The organism is Methylococcus sp. ANG, from assembly GCF_040730495.1.
In the GTDB taxonomy this organism is placed as follows: Bacteria; Pseudomonadota; Gammaproteobacteria; order Methylococcales; family Methylococcaceae; genus Methylococcus.
Genome location: NZ_CP160399.1, coordinates 2,752,933 through 2,773,643, shown reverse-complemented (window position 1 = coordinate 2,773,643; position 20,711 = coordinate 2,752,933). Strand labels below are relative to the sequence as shown.

General features: G+C 65.0%; 16 protein-coding genes. 10 read left to right on the top strand and 6 right to left on the bottom strand.

The genetic code is table 11. The features are described 5' to 3' along the window. Positions 1-62 precede the first annotated feature (62 nt). The 3 genes from ppk1 (at position 63) to ABZN20_RS13465 (ending at position 6,226) form a co-directional block, all read left to right on the top strand. The gene (gene ppk1, locus ABZN20_RS13475; RefSeq protein WP_367025565.1) at positions 63-2,177 is read left to right on the top strand and encodes a polyphosphate kinase 1; all 2,115 of its coding nucleotides are present in this window, start codon (positions 63-65) and stop codon (positions 2,175-2,177) included. An 85-nt stretch (positions 2,178-2,262) separates the two neighbouring features. Then, positions 2,263-3,456: an ISAzo13 family transposase gene (locus ABZN20_RS13470; protein WP_367025483.1), complete on the top strand. Its 1,194-nt coding sequence runs from the start codon at positions 2,263-2,265 to the stop codon at positions 3,454-3,456. 271 nt (positions 3,457-3,727) lie between these two features. Beyond that, positions 3,728-6,226 carry a glycogen/starch/alpha-glucan phosphorylase gene (locus ABZN20_RS13465; protein ID WP_367025564.1) on the top strand — a complete coding sequence of 833 codons (2,499 nt, stop codon included), beginning with the start codon at positions 3,728-3,730 and terminating at the stop codon, positions 6,224-6,226. 22 nt (positions 6,227-6,248) lie between these two features. Here the strand turns inward: ABZN20_RS13465 and coaD are convergent, their stop codons facing one another. Genes coaD through ABZN20_RS13445 form a run of 4 tightly spaced genes read right to left on the bottom strand, consistent with a single transcriptional unit; the run spans position 6,249 to position 10,056 of the window. Beyond that, a complete protein-coding gene (coaD, locus tag ABZN20_RS13460) occupies positions 6,249-6,737 on the bottom strand; it encodes a pantetheine-phosphate adenylyltransferase (protein WP_367025563.1) in 489 nt (162 codons plus the stop codon). Continuing rightward, a complete protein-coding gene (rsmD, locus tag ABZN20_RS13455) occupies positions 6,734-7,300 on the bottom strand; it encodes a 16S rRNA (guanine(966)-N(2))-methyltransferase RsmD (RefSeq protein WP_367025562.1) in 567 nt (188 codons plus the stop codon). Before rsmD ends, coaD begins: the two co-directional genes overlap by 4 nt. After that, positions 7,290-8,687: a M16 family metallopeptidase gene (locus tag ABZN20_RS13450; RefSeq protein ID WP_367025561.1), complete on the bottom strand. Its 1,398-nt coding sequence runs from the start codon at positions 8,685-8,687 to the stop codon at positions 7,290-7,292. Before ABZN20_RS13450 ends, rsmD begins: the two co-directional genes overlap by 11 nt. Further along, entirely contained in the window at positions 8,677-10,056 is a 1,380-nt protein-coding gene (locus ABZN20_RS13445; protein ID WP_367025560.1) for a M16 family metallopeptidase, read from the bottom strand. Before ABZN20_RS13445 ends, ABZN20_RS13450 begins: the two co-directional genes overlap by 11 nt. A gap of 80 nt (positions 10,057-10,136) precedes the next feature. On the opposite strand from ABZN20_RS13445, the gene cyoE reads away from it, so the two are divergent. The 7 genes from cyoE to rho all read left to right on the top strand — a co-directional run bounded on the left by cyoE (position 10,137) and on the right by rho (position 17,497). Beyond that, positions 10,137-11,033, top strand: a complete 897-nt coding sequence (cyoE, locus tag ABZN20_RS13440; RefSeq protein WP_218808272.1) for a heme o synthase — start codon at positions 10,137-10,139, stop codon at positions 11,031-11,033. A gap of 173 nt (positions 11,034-11,206) precedes the next feature. Further along, positions 11,207-12,823, top strand: coding sequence for an ExeA family protein (locus ABZN20_RS13435; protein ID WP_367025559.1), 1,617 nt, complete (start codon positions 11,207-11,209; stop codon positions 12,821-12,823). 21 nt (positions 12,824-12,844) lie between these two features. Continuing rightward, complete coding sequence (locus ABZN20_RS13430) at positions 12,845-13,672, top strand: general secretion pathway protein GspB (RefSeq protein ID WP_218808274.1); 828 nt, start codon at positions 12,845-12,847, stop codon at positions 13,670-13,672. Between the two features lie 372 nt (positions 13,673-14,044). Continuing rightward, complete coding sequence (locus ABZN20_RS13425) at positions 14,045-14,821, top strand: GNAT family N-acetyltransferase (protein ID WP_218808275.1); 777 nt, start codon at positions 14,045-14,047, stop codon at positions 14,819-14,821. After that, positions 14,796-15,563, top strand: coding sequence for a lysophospholipid acyltransferase family protein (locus ABZN20_RS13420; RefSeq protein WP_218808276.1), 768 nt, complete (start codon positions 14,796-14,798; stop codon positions 15,561-15,563). Before ABZN20_RS13425 ends, ABZN20_RS13420 begins: the two co-directional genes overlap by 26 nt. A gap of 163 nt (positions 15,564-15,726) precedes the next feature. Further along, positions 15,727-16,056, top strand: a complete 330-nt coding sequence (gene trxA, locus ABZN20_RS13415; protein WP_218808277.1) for a thioredoxin TrxA — start codon at positions 15,727-15,729, stop codon at positions 16,054-16,056. Between the two features lie 184 nt (positions 16,057-16,240). Beyond that, a complete protein-coding gene (gene rho / locus ABZN20_RS13410; protein WP_010959428.1) occupies positions 16,241-17,497 on the top strand; it encodes a transcription termination factor Rho in 1,257 nt (418 codons plus the stop codon). A gap of 13 nt (positions 17,498-17,510) precedes the next feature. On the opposite strand, the gene ABZN20_RS13405 is transcribed toward rho, so the two are convergent. Then, positions 17,511-19,421: a VTT domain-containing protein gene (locus ABZN20_RS13405; RefSeq protein ID WP_367025558.1), complete on the bottom strand. Its 1,911-nt coding sequence runs from the start codon at positions 19,419-19,421 to the stop codon at positions 17,511-17,513. After that, positions 19,418-20,698, bottom strand: coding sequence for a glutamate-1-semialdehyde 2,1-aminomutase (gene hemL, locus ABZN20_RS13400; RefSeq protein ID WP_218808279.1), 1,281 nt, complete (start codon positions 20,696-20,698; stop codon positions 19,418-19,420). Before hemL ends, ABZN20_RS13405 begins: the two co-directional genes overlap by 4 nt. Positions 20,699-20,711: the final 13 nt, after the last annotated feature.

Here is a 20,711-nt window from a genome sequence, read left to right as displayed (position 1 = left end):
TGAGCCGCGGTTGCCGGCCAAGGGACTCCAATCTTCAACTCCATTTGCGGATACCCCGATTCATGCGCACAGAGACTTCGGAAGATGCCGGCTCCATAGAGGCGGACGCATTTCTGAACCGTGAATTAAGCTGGCTCGATTTCAACGACCGGGTCCTGCAGGAGGCGCTGGACGCACGCACGCCTCTGCTGGAGCGCTTGAAATTCGCGGCGATCTTCAGCTCCAACCTGGACGAATTTTTCATGGTCCGGGTATCGGGGCTGATCGAGCGGGAACGGGCCGGCGCCGCCGGCTCCGCGCCGGACGGCATGTCGCCCTCGCAGCAGCTCGACGCGATCCGTGCCCATCTGGCCAGACAAACCGCCCTGCAGCACCGGCTGTTCGACGGCGAACTGCGGGAACTCATGAGGCAGCACGGCATCCTTCTGCTCGACTACGCCGCGCTGGACGAGCCGCAGCGCGGCGCGCTCGAGGCGCATTTTTCCGAGCAGGTGTTTCCGGTGCTCACGCCCTTGAGCGTCGATGCGGGCCATCCGTTCCCGCAGATGTCGAACCTCAGCCTGAACCTGGCCGTCGTCGTCGAGGATCCGATAAGCGGCCTGCGGAAATTCGCCCGCATCAAGGTGCCGGACACCCTCCCAAGGTTCGTCGCATTGCCGCAAGGCCCAGACCAGGCGGTCTGGACCGGGGTCCCGCTGGAACAGCTCATCGCCGGCAACCTGGCGCGGCTGTTCCCCGGCATGATCGTCCGCGGCCACCACATGTTCCGCATCACCCGGGACGCGGATTTCACCGTCCGCGAGGACGAAGCCGAGGACCTGATGCTCGCCATCGAGGAGGAAGTCGGCAAGCGTCATCTGGACGGCTTCGTCTGCCGCCTGGAAATCGAGCGTTCGATGCCGGCCGAGCTGCGCGAGTCGCTGATGGAGGAGCTGGAGGTGTCCGGCCGGGACGTCTATGAATTCGACGGGCTGCTGAACCTCAGGGATCTGTTCTATTTCCTGTCACTCCCGCTGCCGGAACTGAAAGACGTGCCCTGGACGCCCGTGGTGCCGGCCCGCTTCCACGCCGCGCCCGATGAATCCGGAGAGCCCCGCGCCACGGTGTTCGACGAGATCAAGAGGGGGGACGTCCTGGTCCACCATCCCTACCATTCCTTCGCCGCCACGGTGCAGGAGTTCATCACTCAAGCCGCGCACGATCCCCAGGTGCTCGCGATCAAGCTGACCCTGTACCGGACTTCGGGCGATTCGCCCATCGTCCGCGCGCTGGTCGACGCCGCGGCGGCCCGCAAGCAGGTCGTCGCGCTGGTCGAGCTGAAGGCGCGGTTCGACGAAGAGAACAACATCGCCTGGGCCAACCGCCTGGAAGACGCGGGGGCGCACGTGGTCTACGGCGTCATGGGGTTGAAGACCCATACCAAGATCGCCCTGGTGGTCCGCAAGGAGGGCGACACCCTGCGCCGCTACGTGCACGTCGGCACCGGCAACTACAACCCGAAGACGGCGAACCTTTACACCGACCTCGGCCTGTTAAGTTGCCGCGACGATCTGGTGGCCGACGTCGGCGACCTCTTCAATTACCTGACCGGCTATTCCCGCCAGGACGCCTACCGCAGGCTGCTGGTCGCGCCGCTCACCCTGCGCCGCCGGATGTACGAACTCATCGCGCGGGAGATGGAGCATGCCCGCAGCGGCGCCGGCGGCCACATCGTCGCCAAGATGAACTCGCTGGTCGACCCGGACATGATCCGGCATCTGTATGAAGCTTCCCGCGCCGGCGTACGGATCGAACTGGTCGTCCGCGGCATCTGCTGCCTACGCCCCGGCGTCGCCGGACTCAGCGAAAACATCCGGGTGGTGAGCGTCGTCGGACGCTATCTGGAGCATTCGCGCATCTTCCGTTTCCGGAACGGCGGCGCCGACGAGTTCTACATCGGCAGCGCGGACTGGATGACGCGGAACCTCGACCAGCGGGTCGAAGCGGTCACGCCGGTGGAGGACTCCGCGGCCGTCAGTCACCTGGAACAGGTCCTGGCTTTCCTGCTGAACGACAACCGCCACGCCTGGGACCTGCAGCCCGACGGACGCTATCTGCAGCGGCGGCCGGCGGAAGGCGAACCCAAACGGGCGGCGCAAGCGCTGCTGATGGAAGGCGCCCGGCTGGGCGAGTTTTAGTGTAAGGTCTCCGACAAAGCTTTAGTAAGGCATTGGAACAAAATAACTCTTCCAAATACTGAGGGGTTTGTTTTAAAGTTGCGGTATGGAACATGCCGCAATCAAGAAGCGCTTTGAGAAACTCGATCGGTACCTGGACGAGCGTCTGCGGCGCTTGGTTGCCGGGGCGGAGGCGCTGGCGATTGGCCGAGGCGGAATCTCGGCCGTGTCACGGGAAACCGGTTTATGTCGAGAGGCGATTCGTCAAGGCTGCCAAGAGTTGGAACAACAGAATGCCTTGCCTCAGGGCCGTATTCGCCGGAAGGGGGCAGGCCGGAAACGGACGGTTGACCAGGACTCCACCCTGAAGGCCGATTTGGAGCGATTGATTGATCCGGTGACGCGCGGGGATCCGGAATCCCCGTTGCGTTGGACGTGTAAGAGCACGCGGCAATTGGCCGAAGCCCTCACTGAGATGGGGCACCGAACCAGCCATCGGATGGTGGGCGAACTGCTCCGCGCGCTGGGCTATAGCCTGCAAGGTAATCGAAAAACCTTGGAGGGCGGTTCGCATCCGGATCGCAATGCCCAGTTCGAGCATATCTACACCCAGGTGAAGCAGTTCCAAGGGCGGGGCGATCCGGTCATCTCGGTGGACACCAAGAAGAAGGAACTGGTCGGGAATTTCAAGCAACAGGGCCTGGAATGGCGCCCCGAAGGGCAGCCGGAAGCCGTTCGGGTGTATGATTTTCAAGACCCCGAACTGGGGAAGGTGGCACCGTATGGCATTTACGATCCGACGTTGAATATCGGCTGGGTCAATGTCGGGACGGATCACGACACCGCGCAATTCGCGGTGGAAAGTATTCGCCGCTGGTGGCACTCCATGGGCGCACCGTGTTATCCGAAGGCACGGCACTTGTTGATTACGGCCGATGGCGGTGGGAGCAATGGCTCGCGTGTGCGCTTATGGAAGCGGGAGCTTCAGGCATTAGCCACCGAGTTAGGACTGGCCATCACGGTGTGTCACTTCCCGCCGGGAACCAGCAAATGGAACCAGATTGAGCATCGCCTATTTTCCTTTATCACGATGAATTGGCGCGGTCGTCCGCTCATCAGTCACGAGGTCGTGGTGAATTTGATTGCCTCGACGACCAATCGCAAAGGCTTGCGGGTCTATTGCGAACTGGACGATAGCGAATATCCCAAAGGGATCAAGGTCACCGACGCGGAAATGGACGGCCTCAAAATACAGCGCCATGCCTTCCATGGCGAATGGAATTATACGATCCTGCCGTAGCATTCATATGGCAGATTTATTTTGTTCCAATGCCTAAAGGGAATCCCGTATGCCGCGCCCGAGTGCCAAGCCTTTTGCCGGGAATAGCCCGAAGGGGAGCCGCAGGGATGCGGCTTTCGCGATCGAGGGGAAGGAAGCCCCTTCAAATCGCCACCGCTCATAAGGCAAAGAAATGTTAGAGATGTACAACTAGGCCCGATCCTTGACAGGAACGGGCGTTTGGCCCTTTATCGGTAGAGTTGCCAACACCCTCCCCGACCCGGAGTTCCCTATGGCGAGCAAGAAATCCGAGCTGAAAAAGACCGCACCGGCACCGGACGCGCAGGAGCACACCCGCACCGGCATGAGCCCGGAGATTCTCAAGGCCGCCTTCGTCGACAACCTCAACTTCGCGGTGGGGCGCCCGGCCGAAATGGCCGTGCCGGAGGACTGGTACCAAGCCATCGCGTATTCGGTGCGCGACCGCGTGATGCAGCGCTGGGTCCGCCAGTTCGAAAAGCGGAACGCCCCCGACGTGCGCCAGGTCGCCTACCTGTCGGCGGAATTCCTGCCCGGCCCGCATCTGGGCAACAGCCTGCTCAATCTCGGCATCACCGACAATACCCGCGAGGCGCTGATCGGACAGGACCTCGACCAGTACATCGGGCTGGAGGAGGAGCCGGGCCTCGGGAACGGCGGCTTGGGACGACTCGCGGCCTGCTACCTGGATTCTTTGGCGACGCTGAGATATCCGGCGACCGGCTACGGCATCCGCTATGAATTCGGCATCTTCGACCAGTCCATCAAGAACGGCTGGCAGGTGGAGGTCACCGACAAGTGGCTGCTCCACGGCAACATCTGGGAAATCAAGCGGCCGAATTTCGCCCAGGTCGTCAAGATCGGAGGACATACCGAGACCTATACCGACGAGCACGGCGCCTTCCGGGTGCGCTGGATGCCGGACCGCGTCGTGGTCGGCGTGCCCTACGACACACCCATCGTCGGCTACCGTTCCGACTCCTGCGTCCTGCTCCGGCTGTGGAGCGCGGAGGCGGCCCAGTCGTTCGACTTCGCCGACTTCAACCGGGGCGACTATTACGGCGCGGTGGAGGAGAAGGTCTTTTCCGAGAACATCTCCAAGGTCCTTTATCCCAACGACGAGCAGCTCGAAGGCAAGCGCCTGCGGCTGGAGCAGCAATACTTCTTCGTCGCCTGCTCGATCAAGGACATGATCCGCCTGTGTCTGCGGCGCGGCTCGACCCTGGAGCGCTTCCACGAGATGTACTGCATCCAGCTCAACGACACCCATCCCGCCATCGCCGTGGCGGAGCTGATGCGGCAACTGGTGGACAAATACGCCCTGTCCTGGGAGCAGGCCTGGGACATCACCCGCAAGACCTTCTCCTACACCAACCACACCCTGCTGCCGGAAGCCCTGGAGAAATGGCCGCTGCCGCTGTTCGGCTCGGTGCTGCCCCGCCACCTGGAAATCGTCTACGAGATCAACCGCCGCTTCCTCGACGAGGTCCGCACCCAGTTTCCGGGCGATGACGGCAAGATCGCGCGGCTGTCGATCATCGACGAAAGCGGCGAGAAATACGTGCGCATGGCCAACCTGGCGATGGTCGGGAGCCACACCGTGAACGGCGTCGCCGAGCTGCATTCCGAGTTGGTGAAGACCCAGCTCTTCCCGGATTTCCACGACCTCGACCCCAAGCGTTTCCAGAACGTGACCAACGGCGTCACGCCGCGGCGCTTCCTGGGACTGAGCAATCCGGGGCTGACCCGGCTGATCGACGGCCGCATCGGCGACACCTGGCTGTCGGACCTGGACCGGCTCAGGGAGCTGGAAACGTTCGCCAACGATGCCGGCTTCCAGCAGGACTGGGCGCGGGTCAAGCTGGAAAACAAGACCCGGCTGGCCAAGATCATCCGCGACCGCACCGGTGTCGTCGTGGACCCGGCCTCGCTGTTCGACATCCAGGTCAAGCGCATCCACGAATACAAGCGCCAGCACCTCAACGTGCTGCACATCATCACGCTGTACCAGCGCCTCAAGCACGACCCCAGGCTGCAGATCACGCCGCGGACCTTCCTGTTCGGGGGCAAGGCCGCGCCCGGCTATTTCATGGCCAAGCTGATCATCAAGCTGATCAACGCCGTCGCCGAGACCGTGAACCAGGACCCGGCGGTGCGCGATCTCATCAAGATCGTGTTCCTGCCGGATTACAACGTCAAGCACGCGCAGAACATCTATCCGGCCGCCGACCTGTCGGAGCAGATATCGACCGCGGGCAAGGAAGCCTCGGGCACCGGCAACATGAAGCTGTCGCTGAACGGCGCGCTGACCATCGGCACGCTGGACGGCGCCAACGTCGAAATCAGGGAAGAGGTGGGGGCGGAGAATTTCTTCCTGTTCGGCCTGACCTGCGAACAGGCGGCCAGGCTCAGGGCGGACGGCTACAATCCCGGCGACTACTGCCACGGCGATCCGGAACTACGCGGCGTCATCGAACTGATCGACAGCGGGCTGTTCTCACACGGCGACACGGAACTGTTCCGGCCGCTCACCGCGCACCTCCTGAACCGCGACGACTACCTGCTGATGGCGGACTACCGGCCCTACGTCAACTGCCAGCAGGAAGTGGATCACGCCTACCGCGATACCCAGCACTGGACACGCATGTCCATCCTCAACGTCGCCCGCATGGGCAAGTTCTCCTCGGACCGGGCGGTGCGGGAATACGCGGAGAACATCTGGAAACTGAAGCCGTTCGCGCCCGATGCGTGAACGAAGAGGACGGGAAAAACGCTCAGCCGGAAACGGCGAACTTGCGCACCAGCGCCGCTCTCACGTGCCCCGGCACGAAGGCCGAAACATCGCCGCCGAATTTGGCGATCTCCCGGATGACCGAGGACGAGAGAAAAGCGTAGCTCTCACCGGGGGTGAGGAAGATCGTTTCGATCTCCGGTCCCAGTGAACGGTTCATGCCCGCCATCTGGAATTCGAACTCGAAATCGGATACCGCGCGCAGGCCGCGCAGGATGACGGTGGCACCGTGGGTTCGGGCGCAGTCGACCAGCAGCGAATTGAAGCCGACGACCTCGACGTTGACCAGATCGGCGACGGCTTCCCGGGCCAGCTCCAGGCGCTCGGCGAAATCGAACAGCGGGGTCTTGGCCTTGCTCTCGGCCACCGCCAGGATGACGCGGTCGAAGATGCGGCTGGCGCGGCATACCAGGTCCACGTGCCCCAGGGTGATGGGATCGAAAGTGCCGGGGTAGATCGCGGTGACGTTCAAACTCGAGGCTCCTTGAGACGCTGATACAGACGGTAGGCGACGTCGCCGCTGACTTTCTCCCGCAGCAGCATCCAGTTTGCCGGAATCCCTTCGGGCTGAGGACCGGCCTCCGTCTCCACGTAAATCCTGGCGCCGGGCTTCAGCCAACCGCCATCCTCCAGTCTCCGGCAGCACGGGCCGACCTGGCCGGTGCGGAAAGGCGGGTCGAGGAACACCAGGTCGAACGCTTCCGGCCGGCCGGCGAGGAACTTCATGGCTTCGGCGCACACCACGGTGATCTGCCCGGCATCCAGCATCGCACAGGATTGTTTCAGTACCGCGCAGACCTTGGGATTGCGTTCGACCTGGACGACGCGGGCCGCGCCCCGCGAGGCGGCCTCGAAACCCAGCGCTCCGCTGCCGGCGAAAAGGTCGAGGCAGACCGCGCCGGCTACGTGGTTCTGCAGCCAGTTGAAGACGGTTTCCCGCACCCGGTCGGGGGTCGGACGCAGACCGGGCTCCGGCGCGAACCGGATCCGGCGGCTGCGCCAGAGCCCCCCGATGATGCGCAGCTCATTGCGCACTATTGGCGGCGGAATTCGCGCCCACCAGCACCGTCTGCAGCCGGTCCGGATGAATGCGCGCCTGCCAGACCCGGCGGACGTCGTCCTTGGTCACAGCCTCGATTTTCAGGATGTAGGTCGCCAGGTAGTCGAGCGGCAGGCCGTAGAACGCCATGGTGGCGATCTGCTCGACCAGTTTCCGGTTGCTGTCGAGCCGCAGCACGAAGCCGCCGACGATGTTCTTCTTCGACGCCTCCAGCTCCTTGTCGGTCGGCCCCTTGGCGATGAAATCCCTGAGCGTCTGCAGCAGCACGTTCAAAGCCTCGTCAGCCTTCTCGTTGCGGGTCTGCAGCCCCATCAGGAACGGCCCCTCGACCCGGAACGGATAGAAGTGGCTGTGCGCGCTGTAGGACAGCCCGCGCTTCTCCCGCACCTCCTCGCTGATCCGCGACACCAGGCCGCTGCCGCCGAGGATGTGGTTGCCTACGTACAGCGGGAAATAGTCCGGATCGTTGATGCGCATGCCGGCCTGGCCGGAATACACGTGGGTCTGCTCCGAAGGGAAGGCGCGGTTGACGGTCTGCGCCGGCTTGTCCATCGGCACCGGCGGCAGGGCGGCGGGTGCCTCCCCCGGCGCGAGGCCCGATACCAGGTCTTCCGCGATCTTTTCCGCCTGAGCCCGCTCGATGTCCCCCACCAGCGCCACCACCGCGTTCCTGGCCACGTAGAACTTGCGGTAGAAGGCTTCCAGGTCGTCCCGGGTCAGCTTCTCCACGGTCGCGATATGGCCGTCCTTGGGATGGGCGTAAGGATGATCGCCGTACATCGCCTCGAAAAAGGCGATGCCGGCCAGGTCGGCGGGTGATTCCTCGCGCTGTTTCAGCGCCAGCAACACGCGGTTCTTTTCCCGCTCGAAGTCCTCCGCGGCGAAACGGGGTTTCGCCAGGATGACCTTGGCGGTTTCCAGCGCCGGTTCCAGCAGGTTCGGCTGGGTCAGGCTGCGCAGCGAGAGCGAGGCATTGTCGCGGGATATCCCGGTGCCCAGCACCGCGCCGACGCCGTCCAGGCGCTGGGCGATGGCGTCGGCGTTCCAGTCGCCGGCCCCGGTTTCCAGCACCGCGGAGGTCAGCGCGGCCAGGCCGAACTGCCCGCCGTCGCGGGCGCTGCCGGCGTCGAACAGCACGCGGACGTCCAGCAGCGGCAGGCCCTGGGTCTGGGCGAAATACACCCTGGCGCCGTTGGCCGTATTCCAGGTCTGGATTTCCGGCAGGGCGAAAACGGTCCGCAACGGCAGCAGGACGAAAAGGACGATGGCGAGGATGCGCTTAACGATCGTTTCCCCCACCCCGCCCCTCTCCCAAAAGGAGAGGGTGAACAAGGTCGCTGCGGTTTTCACATTAACGGACATGGCCGCCTCCCATGCTGTCAGCACCTTCCTGGATCTTCGCCCCTTCCGGGATCGGCTGCGGATCGAGGTGGGCGATGGTGAGCCCGTCGTCGATCAGGTATTTCCGGGCCACCTCACGCACCTGCTCCGCGGTCACGGCATTGATCTTGTCCACGTATTCCTCCACTTTGCGCCAGCCCAAGCCCACCGTTTCGGCCATGCCGAGCTGCATCGCCTGATAGAACACCGAATCGCGCTGGTAGACGTTGCTCGCCAGCACCTGGGCCTTGACCCGGGCCAGCTCGTCCTCGGCGACCGGCTCCTCGCGCAGCCGCCGGACTTCGTCCAGCAGCGCCGCCTCCAGCTCCGCCATGGTCTTTCCCTGCGCCGGAGTCCCTTCGAGAGTGAACAGCGACGACAGCCGGGCATAAAGGTCGTAGCCGGCGCCCGCATCCGTGGCGATCTGTTGTCCCCGGACCAGGCGGCTGGCCAAACGCGCGCTGTTGCCGCCGTCGAGAATGCCGGCCGCGACCTCGAGGGCATAGGCTTCCCATTCCGCGCCGGCGGTCTTGAGCGAGGGCACCTTGTAGCCCATTTCCAGATGCGGCAGCTTTGCCGGCACCTTGACCACCATCCGACGCAAGCCGAGCTGCTGCACCTCGCCCTGCGGCTTCAGCACCGGCAGCTTGCCCGGCTTGAGCGGGCCGAAGTACTTCCTGGCCTGCTCGAACACGGCCTTGGGATCGACGTCGCCGACCACCACCAGCGTGGCGTTGTTGGGCGCGTACCAGCGCTGGTACCAAGTGCTCAGATCGTCCAGGGTGAGGCCGGCCACGTCCTCGGGCCAGCCGATCACCGGGTTGCGATAGGGGCTGTTGGTGAAGGCCACCGCCTGGAAATGCTCATCCATCCGCGCATGGGGCTGATCCTCGGTGCGCAGGCGGCGCTCCTCGATCACCACCTGCTGCTCCTTGACGAATTCGTCCTGCAGCAGCTTGAGATTGCGCATCCGGTCCGCCTCCAGCTCGAGGCTCACCGGCAGCCGGCTCCGCTCCAGGGTCTGGAAATAAGCGGTGTAGTCCTGGCCGGTGAAGGCGTTTTCACTCCCCCCGTTTGCTGAGATAATGCGGGAAAACTCGCCCGGCGGATGCTTTTTCGTGCCCTTGAACATCATGTGTTCGAGCATGTGCGACACGCCGGTGATGCCGCCGTATTCGTAGCTCGAACCGACCTTGTACCAGACCTGCGACACGGCGACCGGCGCGCGGTGGTCCTCCTGAACCAGTACCTTGAGGCCGTTGGCCAGGGTGAATTCGTGCACCTGGGGCGGTGCCGCCGACGCGGCCAGAGGCAGCGCCATGAGCAATAATCCGAATCTCGGCATCGACATTGAATTGAACTCCGTTGATGAAGCGGCCGGCTTGGCCGTCGTGAAGCCGGGGGCATTTTAACCCAACAGATTCTTGAGCGATGACGACGAATTCCAGCGCCAAACCGGCTGGCGGCATCTCCTGGCGCACCTATCTGGCCCTTTGCAAGCTGAAAGTGGTCGGTCACATCGTGTTCACCGCCGTCATCGGCATGTTCCTCGCCGTGCCGGGCGTGCCGCCGCTGGACACCGCCTTCTGGGCCTCGCTCGGCATCGGCTTCGCGGCGGCCTCGGCGGCGGCGCTCAACCATTTCCTCGACCGCCACGCCGACGCCGAGATGGCCCGAACCCAGAATCGGCCGCTGCCCTCCGGCGACATCCGGCCCGCCCAGGTCGTCGGCTTCGCGCTGCTGCTGGGCATCCTCGCCATGGCGATCCTGATCGCCTTCGTGAACCTCCTGACCGCCTTCCTGACCTTCCTGTCCCTGATCGGCTACGCGGTCATCTATACCGTCTACTTGAAGCGCGCGACTCCGCAGAACATCGTGATCGGCGGCGCCGCCGGGGCCGCGCCGCCGGTGCTCGGCTGGTGCGCCATCACCGGTTCGGTGCACCCCTACGCCCTCCTGCTGTTCCTGCTGATCTTCGTCTGGACCCCGCCGCATTTCTGGGCCTACGCCATCGCCAAGCGCGACGACTACGCCAAGGTCGACATCCCGATGCTGCCGGTCACCCACGGCATCGCCTTCACCCAGCTCCATATCCTGCTGTACACCATCCTACTGTTCCTGGCCGGCCTCATGCCCTATGTCACCGGCATGAGCGGGGAAATCTATCTGGCCGCCGCGGTGGTCTTCGGCGGCATCTTCGTCTATTACGCCATCCGCCTGAAGCGCAAGGCCGAGCCCCGCCTCGCCATGCAGACCTTCGCCTATTCGCTGGTTTACCTCGTGGGAATCTTCACCGCGCTGCTGGTGGATCATTACGTGGTGCTGTGAACGGCTGACCCGCGCCAGTCCACTCGAGCCAAGAACTCTTCGCTTCACCGCTGGCAGGCGTCGGCGGTTCCCGACGCATCACGGCGACCGAGCGTTTTTCGCGCTCCCACGATTGTTGCCCATTCCCCCCCGATCCGGATTACCATTGCCGGATTCTCCCCGGCCGAGAAACGATGTACACCCAATTCTTCCGGCTCAACGATGCGCCGTTTTCGATCGCGCCGAACCCCCGGTTCCTTTACCCCAGCGCCAAACACCGCGAGGCCCTGGCCCACCTGCTTTACGGCATCAAGGAAGAGGGCGGGGGGTTCGTCGCGCTCACCGGCGAAGTCGGCACCGGCAAGACCACGCTGTGCCGCTGCCTGATCGAGCAGTTGCCGGAAAACGTCGATGTCGCCCTGATCCTGAATCCGCGCCTGGACGCCCTGGAGCTGCTGGCCGCGGTCTGCGACGAACTGCACATCACCTATCCGCGGACAGGCGCCAGTCTCAAGGTTCTGGTCGACGCACTGAACGAGCACCTGCTCGCCGCCCATGCCCAGGGACGGCGGACGGTGCTGGTCATCGACGAGGCGCAGAATCTCAGTTTCGATGTGCTGGAGCAGGTTCGCCTGCTGACCAACCTCGAAACCAGCCAGCACAAGCTGCTGCAGATCATCCTGATCGGCCAGCCGGAGCTGACCCGGCTGCTGGAACAGGAGCGGCTGCGGCAGCTCGCCCAGCGCATCACCGCGCGCTACCATCTGGCGCCCCTGACCCGCGCCGAAACCGTCGACTACGTCAGGCACCGGCTCACGGTCAGCGGCTGCCCCGCCCCGTTGTTCACACCGGCGGCGCTGGGGGCGGTTCACCGGCTGTCCGGGGGGATTCCGCGGCTGATCAACGTCATCTGCGACCGGGCGCTGCTGGGCGCCTACGCCCAAGGCAGATTCCAGGCGGACCGCGCCACGGTGCGGCGCGCTGCCCGGGAAGTCCTGCCCTCCGTCCTGCTTCCCCGGTTCTGGCGGCGGCTGGCCCTGGGGGTTGCGGTCGCGGCCTTGATCGGTACGGGCGCCTTGCTCATCGGCCGCACGCCGGGCGGCAATGCCGCATCGTCCGAGCGGGAAGCGGCGTCGCCCATGCCCGCCGTCTCGCCGCAAGCGGCTCCGGAAAAAGCCGATGCCAAAGAGGCCCTCGTGCCGGCTTTATCATCCGACCGCGCGCGCTTCGAAGACCTGCTGAAATCGAAGGGAACGGACGAGGCCGCAGCGTTCGGCCGGCTGTTCGCGCTCTGGAAAGCCGAAGGAGACGCCGGCAAGCCGTGCGAAACCGCCGAACGCCAGGGCTTGCGCTGTCTCAGCGAGGATTCCGGCTGGCCGGTCTTGCGCCTGCTGAACCACCCGGCGGTCCTGGAATTCGTCCTTCCCGACGGGGAAAAGCGCTACGGGACCCTGACCGGCATCGCCGGCGGTCTGGCGACGGTGGAATTTGGCGGCGAGCCGGCGGCCCTGCCGCTGGCGGACAACCTGCCTTTCTGGAAAGGCGGATTCACGCTGCTGTGGCGTCCGCCGGTGGCAGACGTCACCGTGCTCAGGCCGGGCCAGTCGTCGCCCGCGGTGAAATGGCTGCGCCAGCGCTTTCCCGCGAAAAAGAAGCCCGCCGATCCGCACCGCTTCGACGAGACCCTGAAAGCCCAGGTCGCGGCCTTCCAGAAACAGCACGGCCTGATTGTCGATGGTGCCGTCGGACCGCATACTTTCATCCGCCTGCTCAACGAAACGAAGCGCGCCGACAGTCCCCGCCTGGAATGACCCTTTCGCCCAGTTAGATCGATGTCCTATATCCTCGATGCGCTCCGCAAATCGGAGCGGGAACGAAAACTCAGCCAACCCGCCTCACTGGACAGCATGATCTTCTCGCCGGAACCGGCGCGGAGACGCCCCTGGCTGCCGTGGGTTCTGGGCGTGGTAGCCGTGGCCAACGTGGCGGCGTTGGGCTATTTTCTGGGGCTGACCTCGGGCACCCCCACGCAGCCCCAGGCCACGACAGACCAGTCGCCGCCGGCTCTGGCCCAGGAAAATCCTCCAATACCGGCGCCGGTGGCCGCCGCCCAGCAGTCACCCCCTCCCGCGGCGACGGTGCCGCCCTTCGCGCGGCGATTCGGCGGCGCCGACGCGCCTCCCGGAGGGCCCCATCAGCGCATGGCCGCGCCGCCGGCGGCCAAGCCGGCAGTTCCACCGCCCGCAGCGGTCCAGTCCGCCGGACGCAAGGGACCGGAAACCGAGGCCGAAGAAGCGGCGGAAGAGGGTGCCGAGGAAGAAACGATGGCGGGGGAAACCGACGATACGGCCGAAGCGGAGGGAGAGCCGGAAACCGACGAACCGGCGCGGAAAACGCCGCCGCCCGCTACGCCCGCACCGCGGCGGAATGCGGTTCCGTTGCTCAGCGAAATGCCGCCGTCATTCCAGAGCCGGGTTCCTCAGCTCAAGATCAACCTGTTCGCCTACGGTTCGCGCCCCGACGAACGCTTCGTCGTCATCAACATGAACCGGCATTCGGCGGGCGACACGGTCGCCGAAGGGGTGCGCCTGGAAAGCGTGGACGAGGACAGCCTGACCCTGGTCTTCGAGGGTCAGCGCTTCCGCCTGGAACGTCCCTGATGCCGGCCGCGACGCACCTCCAACGCGCCGCGGCCGGAACAACTCAGGCGACGAATGCGGCCACCAGCATCATGGCCGCCAGCCAACCCAGAGCCAGGCTGAAACCGGCGATCAGCCCTTCGAACACCGTGGAAAAAAGACGTGTGCCAAACATGAGAGGACCCTCCGAATCGGTCAGTGGTTTGCGGGGCTTCCAGAACCAGTCCCCCGCCCGGATGGTAGAAAAGGTTCGCGAGGGCTGTCCAGATGCCGTCAGCCCCCCCAACCGAAAGCGCACTTTTCATCCAAACGTCACCGAGTCTTAGCAAATCTGTCAATTCCGCTCCGTATCTTCTGCCGAACGTCCTTACCAAGTTCGCTGGGAGATACACCTTGGGAACACCGGAATCACGCACAGGCCGGCCGGGCCGGCTACAGGCATTCGTCGCGAGAGACGAAGCAACGATCGTCGCCGCACAGAAACTGCGCTACCGCGTCTTCGCCGAGGAAATGGGCGCGCGCCTCCACACCCCGGTCGACGGTCTCGACATCGACGAATTCGACGCCTACTGCGACCACCTCGTGGTCGTGGACAACCGCGAGAACCGCGTCATCGGCAGCACCCGCCTGCTGAGCGACAGCCAGGCCAAACGGCTGGGCCGCTTCTATTCGGAAGGCGAGTTCAGCCTGTCCGGCATCCTCGCCCTGGAGGGCCGATTCCTCGAGATCGGCCGCACCTGCGTGGACCCGAACTACCGCGGCGGCGCCGTCATCGCCTGCCTGTGGGGAGCATTGTCGGAATACGTCACGCAAGGCGGCTTCGACCACCTGATGGGCTGCGCCAGCATCCCGCCGGGCCCGAGCGGTTTCGCGGTGGACGCGGTCTACCGCAACATCGGGGAAGAACGGCTGGGTCCCGCGGAGCTGGGTGTCCAGCCCCGCCAGCCGGTTCCCGCATGGAAGCGCTGCCAGCGCGACGAGAGCGGCGTTCCGCCCCTGCTGCAGGCTTATTTGCGGCTGGGCGCCTGGGTTTTCGGCGAACCCTGCTGGGACGAGGATTTCGACGTCATGGACGTCTTCGTCCTGCTGAAAATGGAGCGCCTGCAAGGGCGCTATGAACGCCACTTCGTCGGAGGCGACCGGAATGCCGCGCTTCAGACAGGCCTATAGGGCCATCCTGGTGGCGGCAGCCTGCCTGGGCGGCATGGCGGCTGTGGTGCTGCTCTTCCCTCCGCTGCGCGTCTTGGGCGAAAACCGCGCCCAATCCCTGAGGGACAGGGTGCAGATGGCTTGGTTCCGCAGCTTCCTGCTCATCCTCGGCGTGCACGTCGAACGCCGGGGCCGATGGAACCCGAACGCGCCGCTGTGGGTAGCCAACCACATTTCCTGGCTGGACATCGTCGTCATCGGCGCCCAGGCTCCGCTGACCTTCATATCCAAGCAGGACGTCGCCGGCTGGCCCGTGTTCGGTTTTCTCGCCAGCCGCACCGGCACCCTGTTCCTCCGGCGGGGCGACCGTGACGACACCCAACGGCTCGGCGAGCGGATGACCTGGCTGCTGCGTCAAAGACGCACCCTTTTGCTGTTCCCGGAAGGCACCAGTTCCAACGGAGAGACCGTACTGCGGTTCCATCCCCGCCTGTTCCAGCCGGCGAAGCGCGCTGGCGTCGCGGTCCAGCCGGTCGCGCTGGCCTACCGGGGCGAGGCGGGCAAGATCGCGCCTTTCGTCGGCGAGGCGTCGTTTCTTCCGCATCTGCTGCAGATGCTGCGGGTTCCGCGGACCTTGGCCGAACTGAGTTTCGGCGCCGCCATCGACAGCGAGCATCTCAACCGCGACGAACTGGCCCATGCGGCCCGCCAGACCGTCGTCGGCTGCCTGGGGAAAGCCGAGGCGCGGCGGCAGGTCGCCTGAATCCGCGCCTCGGCCGGCCCTCAGGCCCCCGCCGTCTCGAAGAGGGCTTGCATCCATTACGTTTTGGCCCGAAAATGCCAGCCATCTACGCAATCACAGCCCGCTGCAGGCACGCCTTTAGTCCAGGGAGCGGGCCGGTGATCACCTACGAGGAGCCGCCCAAGTGAGCAGTGATAAAATCCTTCACGTTACCGACGCTGAATTCGAAGACAAGGTCCTCAAGGCATCCGGACCGGTGCTGGTGGACTACTGGGCCGAGTGGTGCGGCCCGTGCAAGATGATCGCGCCCATCCTCGACGAAATCGCAAACGAATACGATGGCCGCCTGACCGTGGCCAAGCTCAACATCGACGATAACCCGGCGACGCCACAGCGTTACGGCGTGCGGGGCATTCCGACCTTGATGGTGTTCAAGGACGGCGAAGTGATCGCCACCAAGGTGGGCGCATTGACCAAATCCCAGCTCGCGGCGTTCCTCGAAGGCAATCTGTAATCTCCCGGGCATTCGCCGTCATTCCCCGGAGCGAATGCCCTTTTCGTCCGAAGCATCGAGCACCCCGTTTTTCCCCTGAGCCGGCAGCTTTCTGCCGGATTGACCCTGACCCCAAGTCCAGCGGCCTTCCTGGCCAATTCTCCCGGACTTTTTTCATATCCCGATAATTCCTTAATGGAAACGCATGAACCTCACTGACCTCAAGCGCAAGCCCGTATCCGAACTGATCGAAATCGCCGAATCCCTGGACATCGAAGGCGTCGCCCGAACCCGCAAGCAGGACCTGATCTTTTCCATCCTGAAGAAGCTCGCAAAAAGCGGCGAAGACATCTACGGCGACGGGGTGCTGGAAATTTTGCAGGACGGCTTCGGATTCCTGCGCTCGCCGGACAGCTCGTTCCTCGCCGGGCCCGACGACATCTACGTCTCGCCGAGCCAGATCCGGCGCTTCAGCCTGCGCACCGGCGACACCATTTCCGGCAAGATACGGCCGCCCAAGGACAGCGAGCGCTATTTCGCCATGCTCAAGGTCGAGCAGATCAATTACGAGCCGCCGGAAAACGCCAAGCACAAGATCCTTTTCTCGAACCTGACGCCGCTGTTCCCGGTCCAGCGTTTCGTGCTGGAACTGGGCAACGGCACCACGGAGGACCTGACCGCCCGGGTCATCGACCTGGTCGCCCCCATCGGCAAGGGCCAGCGCGGACTGATCGTGTCGCCACCGAAAGCCGGCAAGACGATGATGCTGCAGAACGTCGCCCATTCCATCGCGGAAAAGAACCCCGAGTGCTATCTGATCGTGCTGCTCATCGACGAGCGGCCGGAGGAAGTCACCGAGATGCAGCGCAGCGTCAAGGGCGAGGTCGTGTCCAGCACCTTCGACGAGCCGCCGGCGCGGCATGTCCAGGTCGCCGAAATGGTCATCGAAAAGGCCAAGCGTCTGGTCGAGCACAAGCGGGACGTGGTCATCCTGCTCGATTCCATCACTCGTCTGGCTCGCGCTTACAACACCGTGGTGCCGTCCTCGGGCAAGGTGCTGACCGGCGGCGTCGACGCCAATGCCCTGGAACGCCCCAAGCGCTTCTTCGGCGCGGCGCGCAACATCGAGGAAGGCGGCAGCCTGACCATCATCGCCACCGCCCTGATCGACACCGGCTCGCGCATGGACGAAGTGATCTACGAAGAATTCAAGGGCACCGGCAACATGGAGCTGCACCTCGAACGCAAGATCGCGGAGAGGCGCATCTACCCCGCCATCAACATCAACCGTTCAGGCACCCGCCGCGAAGAATACCTGGTCGATCCGGACGAACTGCAGAAAAGCTGGATTCTGCGCAAGATCCTGCAGCCCATGGACGAAATGGCGGCCAACGAATTCCTCCTGGGCAAGCTCAAGGACTCCAAGACCAACCGCGAGTTCTTCGACATGATGAAACGCTAAAGGGCATTCGCCTTCAGCGTTCCCGGATCAGAACCGCGCCGTAGCCGGCATCCCGTACCACCGGGGTGGCGACGAGACCCCGGACGCGTTCCGGCGCCAGGAGTGCCGCGGCATCGATGCGATCCGACGCCCTCGCCTCCCGGAAATAGCCCAGGAAACCGAAGCGGTTGGCCGCTTCGAGCAGGTCGATCCTGCCCACCCAAAGCGGGACGCCGCTTTCCGCCAGGACGTACCGGCTTGGCCACAGGCGCAGCACCGCCCAGCGCCCGTCGTTTTCGGGATGCAACATCCGCAGGGCGTCTTCGCTGTCCTCGTTGAAACGCGCCAGCACCGGCCATTCCTCCGGTTTCGCCCGCGGATTGAACCACTGGAGCGCCGACATCCAGGACAATGGCACCGCCATGCGCCAGCCCAGCTTTTCGAGGTTCTCCCGGGCGGCGTCCAGGGTGGTCGCCCATTGGAGCGGAAGCGGTTGGTGCGGTCGCCCCAATGGCTGCAGCCGGTAAGCCGGCAGCCGTTTCCAGCCGTCCGCGAGCCACTCGGCGGTCGTCATCCGCCGAACGAGCGGGTCGTGGACAAATTCCGCCGGACCGTGCCGCACGGCTTCGGCGGCCAGCACCAGCGTCAGACAAGCCGTCACCAGCGATGCGGCGCCCAGCGACGCCGCCTTCGCTTCGCAATGCCTGCGGCAGGCGATTCCTAGCGGAATCAGCCACGCCAGACCGACCGCCAGGGCGAACAGGACCGCGGGTATTTCACTGCGGTCCAGGTAAATCCGGGCGAACCCCAAGGCCACGACCAGCGCCGCCGCCACGGCATACACCACCCGTCCCCCGATCTTCCGGAACGCTGGCGCCACAAGAACCGCGACAAAGCCGGATGCCACACATCCGCGCAACACATGGGTGTCGAACGGGGGGGCGGCGAAGGCATGATCTCCCATCCAGCCCATCGACAGCGCAAAGATCGCCGCGATCAGCCAGTGGGCAAGGGCGACGAACGAACGATGGGAACTCAGCCAGAGCGCCAGGACGCCGAACTCGATCAGCAGGGCGTCGCGGCTCCCCAGCGACTCCAGCACCGTGAAACCGTAATCCGCCTCCGGCGTGCGCCAGGCGGCGAACGAGACGGGCAGCGGGGGAACCGCGAACAGCCGTCCCACGGCGAAAACCGCCGCGAGGATGAGGCCGCCGACCAGCGCCAAACCGCCGTAATCCCGCCGCTCGGAATCGAGCAGCGGCAGCGTGATGCGGCCGAACAGACGGTGTTCCCCGGCAAAGCGGAACATCAGCAGGATCAGGTCGCGGGCTCTGGGCTGGAGGAAGGCATAGACCCGGGCCGTCAGCCAGACCGCCAGCCACAGCAGGGCGATGAGGCCGAGCCCGAGGCCGACCAGCCGCGCCGTCGTTCCCGAGGCCAGTTCCAGCGATGCGCCGAATAGGATGCCGGGGGCCAGGAACACCGGAACCCACAAGGCCACCGCCACGGCGCTGTAACCGACGAATCGGCCGGACGGCATGCCGGCCATGCCGGCCACCAGCGGCACGATGCCGCGGACGGCGCCGAAGAACCGGCCGAACAGGACGCTATGGCCGCCATAGCGGCGGAAGAAGCCGATGCCGCGCTCCAGCACGGCCGGGAACCGGCTGAACGGCCAGGTCGTCCGGATCCGCTGACGGTGGCTCCGCCCCAGCCAGAAGCTGATGCCGTCGCCCAGCAGGGCCCCGCTCAGCGCCCAGGCGTAAGTGGAGACGAAATCCATCGAGCCGCCGCCCACCAGCGTGCCGAAGGTGAAGATCAGGACCGTGCCGGGCAGCAGCAGGCCGACGACCGCGAGCGATTCGGCCAGGACGATGGCGAACACGGCCAGCCCCGCAAGATGCGGATGCTGACCGACCCAGAGATGAACGGCTTCCAGGCTCAAAGCCCGGCGAATACCCGCTCGGCCGCGCTGAGGGTGCGGTCCAGGATATCGTAGTCGTGGGCCGCGGACACGAAGCCCGCCTCGAACGCGGAAGGCGCGAGGTAGACGCCCTCTTCGAGCATGCCGTGGAAAAATCGGCGGAAACGCTCCTGATCGCAGGCCATGACCTGATCGAACCGGCTCACCCCCTGCTGATCGGTGAAGAACAGGCCGAACATGCCGCCGACCCAGTTGACGCTCAGGGGAATCCCCGCCTGCTCGGCCCGGACCCGCAAGCCTTCGGCCAGGTGGCGGGTCTTTTCCGCCAGATCGTCGAAAAACTTCGGCTGCGAGATCAGCTCCAGCGTCTTCAATCCGGCCGCCATGGCCACGGGGTTGCCCGACAGCGTCCCGGCCTGGTACACCGGCCCCACCGGCGCGAGCCGCTCCATGATGTCGAGCCGCCCGCCGAAAGCCCCGACCGGCATGCCGCCGCCGATGACCTTGCCCAGGGTGGTCAGGTCCGGGCAGATGCCGTAATGCGCCTGGGCGCCGCCCAGGGCCACCCGGAACCCGGTCATCACCTCGTCGAAAATCAGCACTGCGCCACTGGCGTCGCAGACGTCGCGCAGGGTCTCCAGGAAGCCGGACACCGGCGGCACGCAGTTCATGTTGCCGGCCACGGGTTCGACGATGATGCAGGCGATCTCGCCGCCGTGGCGCGCGAAGGCTTCCCGCACCGCGGCTGCGTCGTTATAGGGCAGCGTCAGGGTGTGCTCCGCCAGGCTGGCCGGCACGCCGGGAGAGCTGGGCACGCCCAGGGTGAGTGCGCCGGAACCGGCCTTGACCAGAAGCGAATCGGAATGACCGTGGTAGCAGCCCTCGAATTTCACGATCTTGTCGCGCCCGGTGTAACCCCGCGCCAGGCGGATGGCGCTCATGGTCGCCTCGGTGCCGGAACTGACCATCCGCACCCGGTCCAGGGACGGCACCAGCGCGCAAACCGTCTTGGCCATGGCCGTCTCGGCCACGGTGGGCGCCCCAAAACTCAGGCCCCGGTCGACCGCGACATGCACCGCCTTCAGCACCTCCGGATGGGCATGGCCGAGCACCATGGGCCCCCAGGAGCCGACGTAGTCGATGTAGGCCTTGCCGTCCACGCCATAGAGATAAGGGCCTTCGGCGCGTTCGACGAATACCGGTGTCCCCCCCACGCCGCGGAAGGCGCGGACCGGGGAGTTCACACCGCCGGGAATGAAGCGGTTGGCATCGGCGAAAAGAGTGGTCGAATCGAGCATGAACGGGATTCTC